Genomic DNA, 17,852 nt, shown 5'->3' on the forward strand with positions numbered 1-17,852 from the left:
ACGCAATGCCCGGAAAGGCAATAGTTATCTGACAGGTTGACGATGATAGCAACAAAATAACCGGCGTCATGCCGCCGCTTTCAGGCTCTTTCTGGAGTCACGCCATGCTAAAAAAATATTCGCGCCTGCGCGCTGCCGGAAGCGCGTGGCTCTTTTATGCCGTCTCGACTTTTCCGGTGCTGGCCTGGGATAGCTACACCGTCTTTGGCGACAGCCTGAGCGATGGCGGTAATAACGGCCGCTATACCTGGGACAGCAGCCGACATCCGCTCTATGACGAAATTCTGGCCGCAAAAATCGACCAGTCGCTCCAGCCTTCCAATAACGGCGGCAGCAACTATGCCGCGGGCGAAGCGGTGGCGCTGCCGCTGCTGAATGCCGACAACAATACGGCTAACCAGCTCGCCGCTTATCTGGCGGCCAGGGGCGGCCAGGCGGATGCCGACGGCCTCTATATTCACTGGATCGGTGGCAACGATCTGGCGGCGGCCGCGCTGAATCCGCAGCAGGCGGCAGGGCTGGTCAGCAACAGTGCTTTTGCCGCCGCAGGCCAGGTACAGCAGCTGCTGGCTGCCGGAGCCGGAACGGTTATCGTGCCGACCGTGCCCAATATCGGTGCGGCGCCGGTGCTGCTGGAAGCGGTCATCCAGACCGGCCTGGCGCCCGTTGCCGGTACGGCGCTGGCTGCGGCCTTCGCTTCCCTGAACGGCCAGACGACGCCGGATCTGAACAGCCGCAATCAGGCGATTTACCAGGCGCTGTACGCCGCCGCCGGTGAGGCCAGCAGCGTGACCGCCGTGCGGCAGGCTATCGCCGATCGGCTGTTTGCCGCCTGGCAAAGCCTTAGCGAGCAGGGCAGCGCGCTAACCAACCGCTATAACCAGCTGGAAGACGATCGGCTGGCGCAGCTGGGCGGCAACATTGTGCGCGTGGATATCAACGGTCTTTTCAGCGAGATCCTCAGTGACCCGGCGCGCTATGGCTTAAGCAATACGGCCGGCATGGCCTGCCCGCCCGGCGTTTCAGCGGCGGTCTGCACTTCGGCTACGCCCGGCTTTTCCGACGAGCAGGCTTTGCTGTTTGCCGATCGTCTGCATCCCGGCCCCGCTACGCACCAGCTGATCGCCGATTATATTGAGGCCGTGCTGAACGCGCCCGCGCAGGTGGTGGCGCTGGATCAGGCGATGCTGGCGCTCTCTCGCGATGCGCGCGCCACGCTCGACAGTCGCTTGCAGCAGCAGCGCCACAGCGACAATCCGCAGGGATCGCTTAACGTGTTCGGCGGCTACGCCGGTCAACATTACGACTATGCCGCCAATCTGGCGGCGGGCGACGGCAACGCCACCACCCATAACCTGACGCTGGGCGTGGACTATAAGCTGACCGATTCGCTGCTGGTGGGCGCGCTGGTTTCCGGCTCGGACGACACGCAGCATCCTTCACCGCGCTTCGATTACAAGCTGCGCGGCTGGCTATTTTCGGCCTGGAGCGAGCTCGCTTTTCTGGACAACGGCTGGATAAATACGGATGTGCACTACGCTTTTGCCCGCTATGACGATATCCAGCGGCGTTTTGCCATCGGCCCGGCGACGCGGACGGAAAAGGGCGATACCGACGGTAAACAGCTCGGCGCGCGTATTACCACCGGCTGGGATTTTCCGCTGGGCGCGTCGCTTACCACCGGCCCGACGGCACAGTACGCGCTGGATTACAGTTCGGTAGAGGGCTACAGCGAGCGGGGCGAGAGCAGCACCGCCATGCGCTTCGCCGATCAGAACTACCATTCGCAGATTGGCGCGCTGGGCTGGCGGCTGGATGCCACGCTGGGCGGGATCAATCCCTGGGCGGCGGTCAGCTATAACCACCAGTTTGGCGATAACGTCTGGCGCGCCGGCGGCGGGCTGAAGTCAACGCAGACCCGCTTCACGCGCGATACCGCCCGCCAGGACAGCAACTGGGCGGACGTGACCGTCGGCGCAAACTTGCCGCTGGGCGACAGCGCGGCGGCCTTCGCCTCGGTGTCGCAAACCGGCGGCCTCAGCACCGGCGAGCAGTTTATCTATAACCTGGGCGTCAGCGCGCGTTTCTGATCGGCTGGCGTGCGCTTTCCGGCACGGCATGAGCGGTATTGGGCGGCGGCGCGCCCGTAAATTTCTCCACCTCCAGCTGCGCCATCTGCCCGCAGTTGCCCTGCGCCAGCCGTGAGGTGCCGATATCGAAGGTCAGGCAGTTTACGTTGCCGTTCCTGCACAGCGTTTTCGGTTCGGCAGGCTCGGCGGGATCGTACCAGGCGCCTTCGCTGATGCGCACTACGCCGGGACGGATCGCTTCCGTTACCAGCGCGCCGACCAGGATCTGACCCCGATCGTTAAACGCCCTGACCAGATCGCCGGACTGGATCCCTCGGGTGACGGCATCCTGCGGATGGATCAGGATCGCTTCGCGATCGCTGACGGCATATTTTTGCCGCAGCGGCGTGTTATCCAGTTGGGAATGCAGTCGATGGCTCGGATGCGCGGTATTCAGCGACAGGGGATAGCGCTGCGCCTGCGGGCTGCCGTGCCACTCCTGCGGCGGCTGCCAGCCCGGCAGGCCCGCGCAGTCGTCGTAGTGCATCGCCGCGATAGTTTTAGAGAAGATTTCAATTTTCCCGCTGGGCGTACCGAGCGGATTCAACAGCGGATCGGCGCGATAGTCAGCAAAGCGCACCCACTTTTTATTCTCTTCCGGTACCGGAAAGCGAATGTAGTTATTGGACTGCCAGAACAGATCGAACGGCGGCAGCGGGACGCCGGCGTTTCTGGCCTGCTGCTTCATATCGTCATACAGCTTTTTCAGCCACAGCATTTCATCGCGGCCTTCGGTAAAAGCCTGTTCGACGCCGAGCCTGGCCGCAATGGCCTGAAAAATGGCGAAATCGCTGCGCGCCTGGTGCTGCGGCGGCACGCACTGGCGCATCGGGAACAGATAGCGCTGCGAATAGTCGCCGCCCATATCCATATCGTTGCGCTCATAGCTGGTGGTGCAGGGCAGCACGATATCGGCGTGTCTGGCGGTGGCCGTCCAGTAAGGATCCTGCACCACGATGGTTTCCGGGCGTTGCCAGGCCAGCAGCAAATTGTTGGTGTCCTGATGGTGGTGGAAAGGATTGCCCCCCGCGACGTAGACCATTTTGACGTCGGGATAAGTCACCTCTTTGCCGTTAAAAGCGATAGTTTTGCCGGGATTGGCAAGGCAGTCGGCAATGCGCGCTACCGGGATCGGCGGCGGCGAACCGGCAGGCGCGACGCCCGCGCTGATGCCCGACAGGATCCCGCCTCGCGCCGTTGGGCTGCCGCCGGAAGAGTAGTGGTAGCTGAAGCCGAAACCGCCGCCCGGCAGGCCGATTTGCCCGAGCATGGCGGCCAGCGTTACCAGCAGCCAGTGCGGCTGCTCGCCGCGGTGCTGGCGCTGAATGCCCCAGCCGGCCATGATCATGGTGCGCTGACCTGCCATCCTTCTTGCCAGCTGGCGCAGCTGCGCCGGCGCGATGCCGCAGATCTCGCTGGCCCATTCCGCGCTTTTGACAAGGCCGTCGCTTTCGCCCAGCAGGTAGGCGCGAAACTTTTCAAAACCCGTGGTATAGCGGGCAAGAAAAGCTTCGTCATGGCGCTTTTCTGCCAGCAGCGTATGCGCCAGGCCCAAAATCATCGCGGCGTCGGTATAGGCTTTCGGCGCGATCCATTCCGCATTCAGCGCTTTGGCGCTGTCGCTAAATACGGGATCGATGCAGATAACCGGCGTGCCTTTGGCGGCCAGCGCCGCAAATCCTTCCAGCCCGACGTGATCCGGCACGTTCCAGCTGTTTTTCAGCGTTACCAGCGGATTGCAGCCCCACAGCACCACCAGCTCGCTGCTTTCCACCACCACCGGCCAGCTGGTTTGCTGCTCGTAAACCTCCATGGAACCGACCACGTGCGACATAATCACCTGCGCCGCGCCGGTAGAGTAATCGCCGCTGTAGCCCAGAAAGCCGCCCGCCAGGTTCATCAGGCGGTGCAGCAGCGCGCGGGAGTTGTGCAGCATCCCGGTGCTTTTCCAGCCGTAGGATCCGGCGTAAATAGCGGACGGGCCGTGCTCGCGCTGTAGCCTGCGGATGTCGTTGGCGACCAGCTCGGTGGCCTTTTCCCAGCTGACGCTGACCCACTTATCGCGGCCGCGCAGCGCCGTATTGCTGCCCGGCCCGTGCTCCAGCCAGCTTTGCCGCACCATCGGCGCGGTGATGCGGTTGGCTGCGTGAACCTGATAAGGCGCCATAGTGATCAGCTCGTTGGGCGCGGGATCGTCCTCCACGGGCTGTACGCCGACCATTTTTCCGTTCTCTACCAGCGCTTCAAAAGCGCCCCAGTGAGCGGCGGTCAGGATGCCTTTTCTGGCGGGCCTGAGCGCGGTAAACAGCGGCATTGCCTGGCTGATGGCCTGAGCCAGCGCGGAGCGGGCGTATAGCAGATCCAGCGAGCCGGCGGCCAGCAGCGTGCCGCCTGCGGCGAGAAACTGGCGGCGGCTGAGGCCGAAACGATTATTTTTCATGGGGTTCTCCCTGTGCGGTCGACTTCATGTCGCTGGCGTACTGCTGTGCGTAGCGCGTCAGCAGGCGCAGCTGCTCCGTATCCAGCGAAGTGCGCGAGGCCATGCCTTTTATCACCCCCGTCCACTGGTTCGCCGTGTAGTGGTCGGGCGCGGTGAGTCCGTGGCAGCCCGTGCAGTTGGCGGTCATCAGGCTGGCGGCCTGCTGCCAGAGCTTGTCCCGATCGGCAATCAGCGCGTCGCTGGCGACCGCTATATCGAGCGAAACGCGGTGCCAGCTTGTTTCCGTCTGGCTGTCTTCCTCCGTGGCGAGGATTTTTATCTGCGGCGCGGCTTCCGGCGCGACGATGGCGCTGATAATGCGTTTGCCTTTGGCCGCGTAAATCGCGCCGGTCGAGCCATCCTGCTGCCAGCCTTTCAGCTGTGCTTCAGTACGGCCATTTTTATGCCGGTACGGCAGCAGCTCCGCCGCCGGAAACAGCGTGCCTGCGGCAGGCCCGTCATGGGATGCCAGGGTGAAAGGCTGCGTGCTGATGGGATACAGAGGACGGTTATCGGTTTTGGCTGCGGCGGCCAGCGCGGTTAGCTGAGCGGCGCCGGAAGCGTTGCTGGCGCGCATATCGGGCAGGATGTGCGCCACGCCACGATGGCAGTCGATGCAGGTTTCGCCGCTTTTCAGCGCAACAGGGTGCGCTTTCCTGGCTTCCGGCCGCTGGCCCAGCATATCCATCGCGGCAAAACTGTGGCAGCTGCGGCAGGTCGCAGAATCGCTGGCCTTCATCTTTTGCCATACCGACTCCGCCATCGCCAGCTTGTGGGCGTTGTACTGCTCTTCGCTGTCCAGCTTGCCGGTCAGTTCGCCCAGCAGATCCTTGCTCGCGCCCAGCTTGGTCGCCATCCAGGCCAGCGGCTCGTTGGGAACGTGGCAGTCGGCGCATTCCGCGCGGATGCCGGCATGGTTCTGGAAGTGAATGCTGCCCTGATATTCCGCCAGCGGCCTCGACATGCTGTGGCAGGAAACGCAAAAAGCGGTGTCGCTGGTTTTGTGCAGCACTACCGCGCTGCCGGCGACGACCAGCAGCGTGGCGATAGCAATCAGCGCGATAAACGGCCAGCGGCGCTTACTGAAAATTTTCATATAAGCTCAAATCCCTTTGTTTAAAAAACAGGCTTATTTATCCCACAAAATCAGCGGGCTAAATTTGTGTCGCATCAATAAGGGAAGCGTTAGGGAAAAAGGAGGATTAGGGGAACATGCTGTTGTCGCGCAGCAGATGATCGCTGCCCTGACGATGGGTAAAGCCGCTGTGGTCGAAAAATTCCAGGATCTGCACCGCCAGCTTGCGGCCCATAGCGAAAAGGCGGCGAAAGTCCGCCGCGCGGGTGGCAAGCCCCTGCTGATGCCGCTGGCGAATGGTGTCGGCAAACCGTTCAATCAGCGCGCGGGAGTAGTAGCGATCGTGAACAATCGCCGCAATTTCGCCGCTGCTGGCGGCTTTTTGCAGCGTCAGACGCATCAGCGCCTCGTCGGCGTTCAGGCAGGCTGCCATATCGCGTACCCACCCGCTATCCTGCGCCAGCAGCGGTTTGGCCTGCTGCCACAGCGCCTGCTCTTCTGGCGTAAAGCTGACGGAGAAAGCAGGCAGACGCAGCCAGCCATAGCGAAACGCCAGCGCGCCGTCGGCCAGCAATAAGTCGATAACCGCCAGCCCGATTGCTTCCGGCAGGCCGGGCAGCGCCATCCTTCTGAGGCGGCTTCGCCCCAGCCCCGGCCTGTCTTCGTGCTTGCGATGGTAGCCCGCCAGCGTATCCAGCACCTGCCGCCGCCATCCTGCGGTAACCTCTGCCAGCAGCAGATAGTCGCCCGCTTCAACCGGCGCAATGGCGCTGAGCGCAGCGGAAAAGCCTTCGGCGGTCAGCTGGCGTGCCCAGGCCAGCTGCGTTTTGCGCCAGGGGCGGGCCTGAAGCAAAAGCCGCAGCGTTGCCTCATCGTCCTGCGCATTGGCCAGCTGCTGTAGCCAGCGCGTCGCGTCGGGCTGTGGCGTACAGCCTTTTTTCTGCATCAACAGCACCACGCGAGCGCCCGCCAGCGTTTGCCGGGCCGTGATATCGCGCAGGATCAGCCGATCGTTATCCGCCAGCCACAGCGGTTTATCCAGCGTCAGCTCGGCCAGGTTATCCTGCATCGGCGTCACGCTGCCGGTGATATGGCTGGCGGCATGATGAATATGCAGCCGCTGCGCCTGTTTTAACGGCTGAAGCGGCTGGAGCGCCACCACCACCCGGCTGGAAAGCACGGCGGGCGGCTCTTGCAGCAGCCAGTCGCCGCGGGACAGCTCGCTTTTTTCGACGCCGCCAACAAGGTTAAGTGCCAGCCGCTGGCCGCCGCAGGCGACGCTGGCAGGCTGGTTTTGCGCCCGCAGACCCTGCACGCGGACGCTTTTATTCATGCCGGTCAGCCAGAGCCTGTCACCGACGCGAACCTCGCCGCCCAGCGCGGTGCCCGTGACCACAGTGCCCGTACCCGGCACGCTGAAGGCGCGATCGATAGCCAGGCGAAAGCGTTTACAGGGCGCGATCGCGCGCGGTGGCAGCTGGCTGATATGGTCGGCAAGGGCGCTGATGCCGGTGGCGTTCAGCGCGCTGGTGACAAACAGCGTGACGTCCGGCCAGCCCATCAGCGCGGCCAGCGTACGGATTTCCCGCTCGGTGTCGCTGATGCGTGCGGCGTTGGCCAGGTCGGCTTTGGTAATTGCGATGGTCAGCGGCGGCTGCCCGCTCAGTTGCAGGATCGCCAGATGTTCGCGGGTTTGCGGCATGATGCCGTCATCGGCCGCCACGGCGAGCAGCGCGTGATCCGGGCCGGTGACGCCGCTGAGCATATTAGCGAGGTGCTTTTGATGGCCCGGCACGTCGATAAAACTGAAGATCCGTCCATCCGGCCTCGGCCACCAGGCGTAGTTGAGATCGACCGTGCTGTCCTGAGGCTTTTCACCCGGCAGCCGATCGAGCGCCGCGCCGGTCAGCGCCTGCAGCAGCGTAGTTTTACCGTGTGCGGCATGACCTGCGCTGACGATGACCATCAGCTTGCCCCGGCGCTAAGGCGCCGCGGCGGAGGCGCCGTTATCCGGGCGGCGGTAAACGGGTTCACCATCAGGCCGATGGCGGCACCGTGCGGGCGAAGCTTTCCCGCTGGAACATTTTTTCCGCCAGTTTGACCAGCGCAGGCCGTTCCACGCACCAGTTAGGGATCACGCGGCGAAAATTCAGGAAGCCTATCAGGCAGGCGACAGCTATATCCGCCACGTTGATGGCCTCGCCGTTGATCGTAGTGCCTTTGGCCGCCTCTTGTTCCAGCGCGTCGAGACCGCGCGCGATTTTTTCGCGCTGGCGCAGCAGCTGGCTCTCCATCTGTAGCTCCGGCGGCCTCATCTGTTCGCGCAGCAGGATCACCGCCGCATCGCCGATCCCGTCCGCCAGCGCCTCCAGCTGCTGTACCTTCAGCGCCGCCAGCCGATCATGCGGCATCAGCGCCGGGGCGATATCCAGCTGCTCCAGGTAAGCGGCGATGATATGCGAGTCGTACCAGGTATCTTCCCCAGCCACCAGCGCCGGGACTTTACCCAGCGGATTGTAGTGCGGAACGTGGCTTTCGTCGGTCCAGGGCGATTCGTTGATAAATTCAAAGGTGATGCCTTTTTCCAACAAAATGACCGAAATTTTCCGTACAAAAGGACTGGTATAGCTGCCGATTAATTTCATTACGCGAATTCCCCTTCAAAACCGAATGGCCTGTTTATCATGTTATTCTCCCGGAAACAGGAATGGATTCAGGCTGCTGCGTGAAAAGCCCTCCTGTTCCATTCGCGCATCCAGCACCAGCGAGGCGAGATCGTCGGCAACCGCTTCTACGGCCGGATCTTTTGCCTGATAGAGCAGTTTCATATAGGTGCCGCAGTCGCCGCAGCTTTCGGCCTTAATGGACGCGAGATTGCCTTCCAGCGACCAGGCGTGCAGGTCCTGCGTTTGCTCACAGTTGCTGCATCGCGCGCGCGCCACGTGCCATTCGCTTTCGCACAGATTGCAGTGCAGATAGCGCAGGCCGTCCTCCTGCTGGTCCATATGCACTACGCCGGAAACCGGCACGCTGCCGCACACCGGACAAAACTGCCGCTGTTCGCCATATTCGGCGCGCGCGCGGCCGGGGATCAGCGCCGCCATCTGCGCCCAGTACAGCGAGAGCGCCGCCCAGACAAAAGGCGATTTGTCGCTGGCTATTTGTGAAAAGTCATTTGCGAACAGCGCGTTAGCCATGGCTTCCAGCTCCGGCGCAGAGGCTTTTTCCAGATTCTCCAGTACCGCCAGCGCCTGACCGGACATTTCCGGCTTCATTTCAGCGATCAGCGAATGGAGCAGACGCTGCCAGTGCGGATCGCGGGGCAGCGTGTTGATATCCAGCGGCGGTTTGCCGATGCGTGCGGCTTCCGCCAGGCGCGCCTGCAAATCCAGCCGCAGCGGATGATCGTAAAGCACTATCTCCTGCGCGCTGGCGATAACGGCCGCAAAGCGCAAATAGTCGCCCAACGGATTTTTCTCTGCCAGCTGACGCAGTCTCGCGGCGCGGCGGGCATACAAATTTTTCAGCCTGGGGAAAAGTAACGGCGGGATCGTCTCCGCCATTTTTGTTTCGCTTTTCTCCAGCGGATCCTGCGGGATTATGCGAATAGTCATCAGGAATTCCTGTTATCTGGCGCGCTAATATCGTCGGCGGAACGCGCATTAGCCGCACTTTTTGCCCGGTAGTCGGGCACCCGGTCTTCAAATAGTCTGTTTCGCCTCTAAAGCGGCGTAAACCCGCATGGCGCGCGGTGGTCAATCTCCTGTCACGCTCAACTTACCGGTAAAGCAGGGCCGCCGCATCGCGTATTGCGCGCCTGCGGCGGCCTGAAAAATGCGCTTATGGCTAAAATTATAGCGTCCGCTCTCGTCAACTTCCTTGTTAAGCGTAATTTAAGGGATGTTTTTTAACCACGACGGTTTGCTGCACGCAGCAAAAAAGCCTCTACGGCATGTCCGTGTTCCGGTCTGCGACCGTCGCTGTCCACCAGGCCGGTTGCAACCCGAGGCCCTGGCAGCGATTGGTTATCCGTTTCTTTTTGTGCTTTTTGCCGCCGGAAAACACCGTTGCGCGGATTATTGTTTTGCGGTCGTTCTCTTGCGGGTTCAAAATTACAGGCGAAAAAATTAGCGGCGCGGCTTGAGTGACGGGAAAGACAGGTGAGTGAAATGAGCAAGGCGGGTGAACAGAGCATGGCCGGCGTCAGTCAGATTGAGGTCTGGCAGCGCGGTACGCTGGAGACGGCACAGGAGGACTGGCTGGCCGATGAGGTGCCGGTGGCGCTGGTGTATAACGGCATTTCGCATGTGGTGATGATGGCAACGCCGAAAGATCTCGAGGCATTCGCCATCGGTTTTTCCCTCTCCGAAGGGATTATCAGCTCGCCCGGCGATATTTACGGCATTGATATTCAGCCTTCCTGCGGCGGGCTTGAGGTGCAGATAGAGCTGTCCAGCCGCCGTTTTATGGGGCTGAAAGCGCAGCGCCGGGCAATGGCGGGCCGCACGGGCTGCGGCGTCTGCGGCGTGGAGCAGCTGGCGGAAATCGGCAAGCCCGTGCAGCCGCTGCCTTTCAGCCAAACCTTTTCGCTGGATCGGCTGGACGGCGCGCTGTTGCAGCTGAAAAGCTACCAGCCCGTTGGGCAGCTGACCGGCTGCACGCACGCGGCGGCCTGGATAGCGCCAGACGGCAATCTGGCGGGCGGCTGTGAAGACGTAGGTCGCCACGTGGCGCTGGATAAGCTGCTCGGCCTGCGCAGTCAGCAGGCCAGCTGGCAGCAGGGCGCGGTGCTGGTTTCCAGCCGCGCCAGCTACGAGATGGTGCAGAAATCCGCCATGTGCGGCGTGGAAATTCTCTTTGCGGTTTCCGCCGCGACCAAACTGGCGGTTGAGGTGGCGCAGCGCAGCAATCTGACGCTGGTCGGCTTCAGCAAGCCGGGCCGCGCCACGGTTTATACCCATCCGCAGCGGTTAATAGCTGGTTGAGTCAGGGTGTGTAAGAAGAAGTATTTGACCTCAACTCTGGCGGCTTTGGTTGGTAAGAAGGCGTCAGGTTATATCCTTTGGTGAAGTCATCCTTGCTCATCATGGCGGCTACGTTGCCATCGGCATCAATACAGGCTACCTGTTCATAAACAGCAGCGGTCAGACCCCGGCCGCTGCTGCCTGATTTCTTGTCATACTTAAAGGCAGTAAACTGCTCAAGATAATTGAAAAAATCCTGATAATTTTTGCCGTGATTAACTATTTCCGGATAATTTGTCCTGGCTTTGCTAGAAAAATAGGTGCGACATACCAGTTCCAACGGTGCACCATTTTTCATAGCGGAGGAGTTTTCTGAATTTTTACCAATACGTCCGTAGATAATGACATGATGATTGTCGTGTTCATTAAGCGCTTTTAGCGCCTCTTTATAGCGTACGGCAGCGGTTTTAGCGTCGGCACCAAACTTGCTTTTTTCTGAATTTACGCTGCTCGCATCTTTTTTAAATTCGATCAAAATCCATCGATTGCTATCGTTAAATATTGTATCGCCGCCTTTTTCATAGAAATCCTCTAATGGAGAAAGAAATTTTAAATGGCGCTGAAATTGGAGGATAAAAGTGTATTCGACAGTTTTCTCCCACCAGGTCATTTTCTGCTGAGTCATCAATTTGCCCTTTTTTGCACACTACTTTTTTTAAAAGATAGCCGGTCTGTTTAAAGCGTTACGCCATCACCACCTGCGGCAGTGCCGTTTGCAGCGAGGCGAAAGCCTGAACGCCCGCCGCGCCGCTGTCGGTGACCAGCAATGCGATCTGTTCAGGCCGGGCATACTGCATCCGGCTGCTCACGCCCAGCTTGCTGTGATCGGCCAGCAGGATCGATCGCGCCGCCTGATGCACCATTGCGCGCGCGATGGCCGCTTCGTAAGGATGAAAGCTGCTGGCACCGTTTTTGCTGTCGATGCCGGTCGGCGACAGCATCGCCACGTCGGCGCGGTAGCGATAAATTTCCGCCACCGTCAGCTCGCCGCGCGTTTCCTGCGCACCGGCCAGCATCGCACCACCCAGCAGAATAATGCTGTTGTTCAGCTGCTCGCCCTCTTCGGCAGCGGAAAGTTTTAGCGCCGCCTGCAGGCTGTTGGTGATGATGGTCAGACCGGACATGGTGCGCAGCTCTTCCGCCAGCATGGTGGTGGTGCTGCCAGCGTCGATAAACAGCGTCTGGCCCGGCGTTAACAGCCGCGCGGCGGCACGCGCAATAGCGCGTTTTTCTCTGGCGCGGACTTCGCTGCGCACCGTCAGCGGCGGTTCCGGCTCCGCCGTCAGCGACATCAGCCCGCCGTGTACGCGACGGGCCGCGCCCAGCGCCTCCAGCTCGATAATGTCTCTTCTGGCGGTTTCGCGTGAAACGCCTAACTCTTTGATAATGCGCTCGGTGCTGACATGACCCAGCGTAGCCAGCAGCGCGCGAATGCGATGCAGACGCGATTCCTGAAGCATGATTGCGTTCCTTAACCGGACAAGGGCACCAGCCTAACCGACAAACGATCGCCGTGCATGTGTATTTTATTGCATATGTGTATTTTGTTGCATTAAAACAAAAAAGAGTCATTATAAAAAGACGGCTGCACGCCTTCATCCTTTCGCAACGGGAGTTATCATGGCTACACGTTCGACCATCATGGATACCAACAGTTTTCGCGCAGAGCACGCCGCCGGTCTGGACGCCGACGTGCGGAAACTTACCGATAAACGCAGCCGGGTGCTGGGCGAATCCTACCGGCTGTTTTACCGCAAGCCGGTGCATCTGGTGCGGGGCGAAGGGCAATATCTATGGGATGCCGCCGGAGAAAAATATCTGGATGCCTATAACAACGTGGCGAGCATCGGCCACTGCCATCCTGCGGTCATTGATGCGGTATATCAGCAAATGCAGCAGCTTAATACCCATACTCGCTATCTGCATGAGCGCATTCTCGACTATTCGGAAGCGCTGCTGTCGACGCTGCCCGGCAAAATCGATCGGGCGATGTATATGTGCACCGGTTCGGAGGCGAACGACCTGGCTATCCGTGTGGCGCGGTCCTTCAGCGGCGGCACGGGTATTATCGTCAGCCAGGAGGCCTATCACGGCACCAGCGATCTGACCTCCGGCGTTTCGCCTGCTTTAGGCTCCGGCCAGCCGCTGGCCACCACCACCCGCCTGGTTTCGCCGCCCGATCGCTATCGCGTCACCGCGCCGGATTTGGGCGACTGGTTCGCCAACGAAATCCAGCGGCAGATCGACGATATGGCCGCACACGGTATTAAATTCGCCGGCTTCCTTGCCGACTCGATTTTCTCCTCCGATGGCGTGCTGCCCGGCCCGAAAGGCTTTTTGCAAAAGGCGATTGAAGTGGTGCACAACAACGGCGGCATCTTTATCGCCGACGAAGTGCAGCCCGGCTTTGCCCGTACCGGTGAGGCATTCTGGGGCTTTGCGCGGCACGGCGTCGTGCCGGATATCGTTACCACCGGCAAGCCGATGGGCAACGGCATTCCGGTATCCGGACTGCTGGCGAAAAGCGACGTATTGGCCGCTTTCAGCGACGATATTCCCTATTTCAATACGTTTGGCGGCAATCCGGTGGCGATGGCGGCGGCGCAGGCAGTGTTACAGGTGATTAAAGAAGAACAGCTGCAGGAACACAGCCGCGTCGTGGGCGAAAAACTGCTGAAAGAGTTGCTGACGCTGAAAGAGAAGTACGAATGCGTAGGCGACGTGCGCGGCGCGGGGCTGTTTATCGGCTTTGAGCTGGTCAAAGACAAGAGTAGCAAAACGCCGGACAAACAGCTGGCGCTGGATGTCACCGAAAAGCTGCGTGAAAACCGCGTGCTGACCTCGGTGGCCGGGCCTTACGGCAACGTGTTAAAGCTGCGTCCGCCTTTGGCTTTTCAGGAAAGCGATATCGACTGGCTGGTCGGCGCGCTGGATAACTCCCTGCGGGCCGTACTGCGCTAACCACAGCGGCGGCCCGCGCGCCGTCTGCTGGCCAGAAAGCTTACTCATGGACTGAACAGCTCACTCAGGCGGCAGTCAAGCTCCTTCAGGCAGCCGGAAAGCTTGCTCAGGCAGCGGCGATCTGCTGAGAAAAGTTAGCTTCCATCCGCGCCCAGGCGTCGTTCATATCGTCCGCCAGGCTGAACAGTCCGGAGGTGCCGACGATAAACACCTCGACGCCGGAAGCTGCAATCTGCCCGAAGGTGGCCGCATTGCAGGAGCCGTCGATTTCCGTGAGGTAGCGCCAGCCATGCTGTTCGCGCAGCCGGATCAGCTGACGAATTTTATCCAGCGTTTGCGGAATAAATTGCTGCCCGGCAAAGCCCGGATCCACTGACATTACCGTAACTTTATCCAGCAGATGCGCATATTCCATAATGGCTGCCGCGGGCGTGGCCGGATTAAGCACCACGCCGCAGCGTTTACCCGCTTCTTTAATCTGCATCAGCAGGCGGAATATTTTGTTATTCGCCGTTTCGGGATGAAAACTGATAATGTCCGCGCCCGCCTCCAGGCACATTGGAATAATATCTTCCGGATGATTAACCATCAGATGCACATCAATCGGCACATCGGTTATTTTGCGCAGGTTCTCGATAAAGAACGGCGACAGCGTAATATTTTTTACGTAACTGCCGTCCATAATATCGACATGATAAAAAGCGGCTTTATCATTCATTGCCTCTATTTGCTCACGGAACCGGGTTAAATCCATACACATTAAAGAAGGTGAAAATTTCGCGTTCATGGAAGTTTTCCTGTTATGCGGCCTTAATGGAACAGAGCGATAAGCTTGCCGAGGATAATGCCGATTACGCCGAAATCCGCATCGCCAAAGGTGGTGGAAGCGAAGCCAAGCTCGCCCATCAGCGGCAGCAGGATGGCCGGCAGGAAAGAGATCAGCAGGCCCTGCACGAAAGCGCCAATCATCGCGCCACGGCGACCGCCGGTAATGTTGCCATAGACGCCGGCCGTTGCGCCGCAGAAGAAATGCGGCACCAGGCCCGGTACGATCACGCTCAGGCCGAACAGCGGGCAGAGGAACATGCTGATCAAACCGGCGGCAAAACTGCACAGAAAACCGATAATTACCGCATTGGGCGCGAAGGGGAACACCGTCGGACAGTCCAGCGCCGGTTTAGCGTCCTTCACCAGTTTGTCGGCGATGCCTTTAAAAGCCGGCACGATTTCCGCTATGACCATCCGCACGCCCGCCAGGATGATATAAACGCCTGCGGCAAAAGTAATGGACTGGATAACGGCAAAAACCAGGAAGTTCTGACCGCCGCTGACCTGGCTTTCGGTAAAGGTTTTGCCGGCCACCAGCACCAGCGCCACAAACAGGATCATCATGGTAAGCGAAATCGCCACCGATGAGTCGCGCAGGAAATTCAGCGTTTTCGGCACCTTCAGCTCTTCTGTGGAAGGACTGCCTTTGCCCACCACCTTGCCGACCAGCGCCGCCAGCAGGTAGCCGGTCGAGCCAAAGTGGCCCAGCGCCAAATCATCGGAACGCGTAATCTTGCGGGTAAAGGGCTGCAGGATAGCCGGACTGATCACCATCATCGCGCCTAAAATCAGCGAGCCGGTTGCCACCAGCCAGAAACCGCTGAAGCCGCCGACCGACAGGATCACCGCCAGCATCGCAGACATATAAAGCGTATGGTGGCCGGTTAAAAAGATATATTTCAGCGGCGTAATGCGTGCCAGCAGAATATTAATCAGCATCCCAAACACCATAATCATCGCCGTAGCCGTGCCGTAGCTTTTCTGCGCCAGCGCGGCCATTGCATCGGTGTTGGGCACCACGCCCTGAATATTAAAAGAGTGCTCAAACAGCTGGCTGAATATCGTCAGCGTTGTCGCAATCAGGTTAGCGCCGGCAATCAGAATTAAAAATCCCATGATGGTTTTCAGCGTGCCGGAAATGACTTCTGAAAAAGCTTTCTTTTGCAGCAATAAGCCGATCAGGGAAAAAAGGCCGACCAAAATCGCTGGCGTTCCGAGAACGTCATTAATAATAAACTGAAGCATAAACGACTCCGTGCGTTTGAGTTGCCGCGTTTTTATAAGTGCTCGGCCAGGATCTCTTTAATTCTGGCGTTATCGAGCAGGTTGCTCAGGCCAAATACCTGCGCCTCGTGATCGGCAAGCCGATCGGCGATATCCTGGGCGCTTAAAATTAAATCTGCCGGTTCCGAGCGCGCGGTCGTTAAATCCGTATGGCTGACCTCCGCCGTCTTTCCCAGTTCCGCCAGGATTTTTTTCACGTTCATTTCGACAATAAAGCTGCTGCCCAAACCATTGCCACACACAATCAGCACTTTTTTCATGAGGTTTTCTCCAGAGAGGGATCGCTAACGGCGGCCGTAAGGGCCGACAGCGTGGTCGCCGACAGCAGCTGCTGTAGACGGAAGTCGTCGCTGAACAAACCGGCCAGTTCGCCGATCATTCTGATGTGCTCTTCGCCGGAGACGGCGCTCAGCAGGATCACCACGTATACGGGATCGTTTTCAGCACTGTCGAAGCTGACTCCCTGATTAATACGCAGCAGAGAAAGCCCGTTTTTCAGCGCACCTTCTTCGGGGCGCGCATGAGGCATGGCGAGGCCGGGCGCCAGCACGTAGTAAGGGCCAAGCTTAGCATGAGAGCGGAAAATCGCCTCCAGGTAGTCCGGTGTAATAGCCTGCTGCGCCAGCAGCGGCGCGGCAGCCTGGCGGATTGCTTCCTGCCAGTGGCCGACGCTTTCGGTCAGCTGAATATTTTCAGGTTGAAGCCAGTTCGACAGCATGTTCGCTCTCCGGTAAGGGTCTGCCTGCACTTTAGGCGGTTTTCTGTACGCTTTTCCGTGATTGTTGTCGCAAAAGTTAGCGCTAACATCAGCAATGTTAAAATATGTGTTATCGCTAACATTTCTGCTGCACACGAAGCATGATCAACGGCGCTTTATGCCGCCTGGCCCGGAGGGAAACAAGGATGAGCGCCGCCTGCAACCTTTCTGCGCCGCCTCGCATAACAAGGTGAAGGATCGCTTTTAACGTGGCGCGACCGGGCTTTTGGTTTTAAGCTGCGTCCAGTTGAAACAGCTGGCTGCAGGAGAATGCATGGCAGAAAAACGGCGGCGCAGTACCGGGAAAAGTACGCTGGCCGATGTCGCCCGTCTGGTTGGCGTCAGTACGATGACCGCATCACGCGCGCTGCGGATGCCGGAAAAAGTCTCTTCCGATATTCGTGAAAGGATTGAGGCGGCGATAGCCGAACTGGGCTACGTACCTAACGTGCAGGCGCGCAATCTGGCGTCGGCTTCCTCAAAGCTAATCACGATGGTGGTGCCTTCTTTCGTTACGCCAGGCTGCGCGGCGGTGTCGGAAGCGTTACAGGCGATACTGCGGCCTGAGGGATACAACGTCATGCTGGCAGAGGCCAACCATTCTGCGGCGGGCGAGAACGAGCTGATAGAAATGTTGCTCTCTTACAATCCTGCGGCGATGGTGCATTTTAACTTTGATAACGTGGAGGCGGCGCATCGGTTGCTGAGCAACTCCGGCCTGCCGGTTATCGACATAGGCGGCGTGCATCATGATTCGGCGGGCATCAGCGTGGGCGTCGACTATGCCAAAGCGGTACGGCTGCTGGTACAGGCGCTGGTGGAGAAAGGGTTTCGTCATCCCGGTCTGCTCTGCACGCAAACCAGCAACACGCTGTTCAGCCAGCTGCTGAACGGCTGGCACAGCGGGATGCTGGCGCATAATTTGTCGCCGCATCGCGTCGTAACGTCGCCTTTGCCGCCCGGCTTTGCCGCTGGCCACGCGCTGCTGGCGGATATTCAGCTTACCTGGCCCGAAATCGACGTGCTGATCTGCACGGCAGAAGAGGTAGCCTGTGGCGCGATGATGGCCTGCCACGCAGCGGGGATTGCGGTACCCAGTCAGCTGGCGATAGCCAGTATCGGCGGCGGACAGCTTTCCGCCGTCTGCTCGCCACCGCTAACCACGGTTACGCTGCCCTACGGCGAAATGGGCAAGCTGGCCGGTAAACGCCTGCTGGCTGCGCTACAGGGAGAAGATCCGCCGGTCTGGAACGAGCTGCCGGTAACGCTACAGCTTCGTGCCAGCACGGAGAAAATATAAAGCCCGGCTTGGGGG

15 protein-coding genes are annotated in these 17,852 nt (G+C 59.6%); 4 read left to right on the plus strand and 11 right to left on the minus strand.

Annotated elements, in window-relative coordinates; all coding sequences use genetic code 11:
- Positions 1-104 precede the first annotated feature (104 nt).
- Complete coding sequence (locus tag ACVWZ0_RS01045; RefSeq protein ID WP_253456733.1) at positions 105-2,090, plus strand: autotransporter outer membrane beta-barrel domain-containing protein; 1,986 nt, start codon at positions 105-107, stop codon at positions 2,088-2,090.
- Here the strand turns inward: ACVWZ0_RS01045 and torA are convergent.
- The 5 genes from torA to fdhE form a co-directional block, all read right to left on the minus strand.
- Positions 2,074-4,569, minus strand: a complete 2,496-nt coding sequence (gene torA, locus ACVWZ0_RS01050) for a trimethylamine-N-oxide reductase TorA (RefSeq protein ID WP_253456730.1) — start codon at positions 4,567-4,569, stop codon at positions 2,074-2,076. The genes ACVWZ0_RS01045 and torA overlap by 17 nt on opposite strands.
- Positions 4,559-5,704 (minus strand): NapC/NirT family cytochrome c, encoded by a 1,146-nt coding sequence (locus ACVWZ0_RS01055; RefSeq protein ID WP_253456727.1) that lies wholly within the window; start codon positions 5,702-5,704, stop codon positions 4,559-4,561. Before ACVWZ0_RS01055 ends, torA begins: the two co-directional genes overlap by 11 nt.
- 106 nt (positions 5,705-5,810) lie before the next feature.
- Positions 5,811-7,649 (minus strand): selenocysteine-specific translation elongation factor, encoded by a 1,839-nt coding sequence (selB, locus tag ACVWZ0_RS01060; RefSeq protein ID WP_253456724.1) that lies wholly within the window; start codon positions 7,647-7,649, stop codon positions 5,811-5,813.
- 70 nt (positions 7,650-7,719) lie between these two features.
- Positions 7,720-8,328: a glutathione S-transferase gene (locus tag ACVWZ0_RS01065; protein ID WP_253456720.1), complete on the minus strand. Its 609-nt coding sequence runs from the start codon at positions 8,326-8,328 to the stop codon at positions 7,720-7,722.
- 42 nt (positions 8,329-8,370) lie between these two features.
- Complete coding sequence (gene fdhE, locus ACVWZ0_RS01070; protein WP_253456717.1) at positions 8,371-9,297, minus strand: formate dehydrogenase accessory protein FdhE; 927 nt, start codon at positions 9,295-9,297, stop codon at positions 8,371-8,373.
- Between the two features lie 555 nt (positions 9,298-9,852).
- Between fdhE and fdhD the strand changes: the two genes are divergently transcribed.
- Positions 9,853-10,668: a formate dehydrogenase accessory sulfurtransferase FdhD gene (gene fdhD, locus ACVWZ0_RS01075; RefSeq protein ID WP_253456715.1), complete on the plus strand. Its 816-nt coding sequence runs from the start codon at positions 9,853-9,855 to the stop codon at positions 10,666-10,668.
- Between the two features lies 1 nt (position 10,669).
- On the opposite strand, the gene ACVWZ0_RS01080 is transcribed toward fdhD, so the two are convergent.
- Positions 10,670-11,332 carry a hypothetical protein gene (locus ACVWZ0_RS01080; protein ID WP_253456712.1) on the minus strand — a complete coding sequence of 221 codons (663 nt, stop codon included), beginning with the start codon at positions 11,330-11,332 and terminating at the stop codon, positions 10,670-10,672.
- A gap of 58 nt (positions 11,333-11,390) precedes the next feature.
- Positions 11,391-12,167: a DeoR/GlpR family DNA-binding transcription regulator gene (locus ACVWZ0_RS01085; protein WP_253456709.1), complete on the minus strand. Its 777-nt coding sequence runs from the start codon at positions 12,165-12,167 to the stop codon at positions 11,391-11,393.
- A gap of 160 nt (positions 12,168-12,327) precedes the next feature.
- Here ACVWZ0_RS01085 and ACVWZ0_RS01090 point away from each other — a divergent pair, with 160 nt between their 5' ends.
- Complete coding sequence (locus tag ACVWZ0_RS01090; protein WP_253456706.1) at positions 12,328-13,668, plus strand: aspartate aminotransferase family protein; 1,341 nt, start codon at positions 12,328-12,330, stop codon at positions 13,666-13,668.
- Between the two features lie 106 nt (positions 13,669-13,774).
- Here ACVWZ0_RS01090 and alsE read toward each other — a convergent pair whose 3' ends face one another.
- Genes alsE through ACVWZ0_RS01110 form a run of 4 tightly spaced genes read right to left on the minus strand, consistent with a single transcriptional unit; the run spans position 13,775 to position 16,498 of the window.
- On the minus strand, positions 13,775-14,455 hold the full coding sequence (alsE, locus tag ACVWZ0_RS01095; RefSeq protein WP_253456703.1) for a D-allulose 6-phosphate 3-epimerase: 681 nt from the start codon (positions 14,453-14,455) through the stop codon (positions 13,775-13,777).
- Positions 14,456-14,478: 23 nt separating this feature from the next.
- Entirely contained in the window at positions 14,479-15,741 is a 1,263-nt protein-coding gene (locus ACVWZ0_RS01100) for a PTS ascorbate transporter subunit IIC (protein WP_253456701.1), read from the minus strand.
- A 32-nt stretch (positions 15,742-15,773) separates the two neighbouring features.
- Positions 15,774-16,040 carry a PTS sugar transporter subunit IIB gene (locus ACVWZ0_RS01105; protein ID WP_253456698.1) on the minus strand — a complete coding sequence of 89 codons (267 nt, stop codon included), beginning with the start codon at positions 16,038-16,040 and terminating at the stop codon, positions 15,774-15,776.
- Entirely contained in the window at positions 16,037-16,498 is a 462-nt protein-coding gene (locus ACVWZ0_RS01110; RefSeq protein ID WP_253456695.1) for a PTS sugar transporter subunit IIA, read from the minus strand. Before ACVWZ0_RS01110 ends, ACVWZ0_RS01105 begins: the two co-directional genes overlap by 4 nt.
- A 313-nt stretch (positions 16,499-16,811) precedes the next feature.
- Here ACVWZ0_RS01110 and ACVWZ0_RS01115 point away from each other — a divergent pair, with 313 nt between their 5' ends.
- Positions 16,812-17,837 (plus strand): LacI family DNA-binding transcriptional regulator, encoded by a 1,026-nt coding sequence (locus ACVWZ0_RS01115; RefSeq protein ID WP_253456692.1) that lies wholly within the window; start codon positions 16,812-16,814, stop codon positions 17,835-17,837.
- Positions 17,838-17,852: the final 15 nt, after the last annotated feature.

Source organism: Erwinia sp. TECH1, assembly GCF_054057575.1.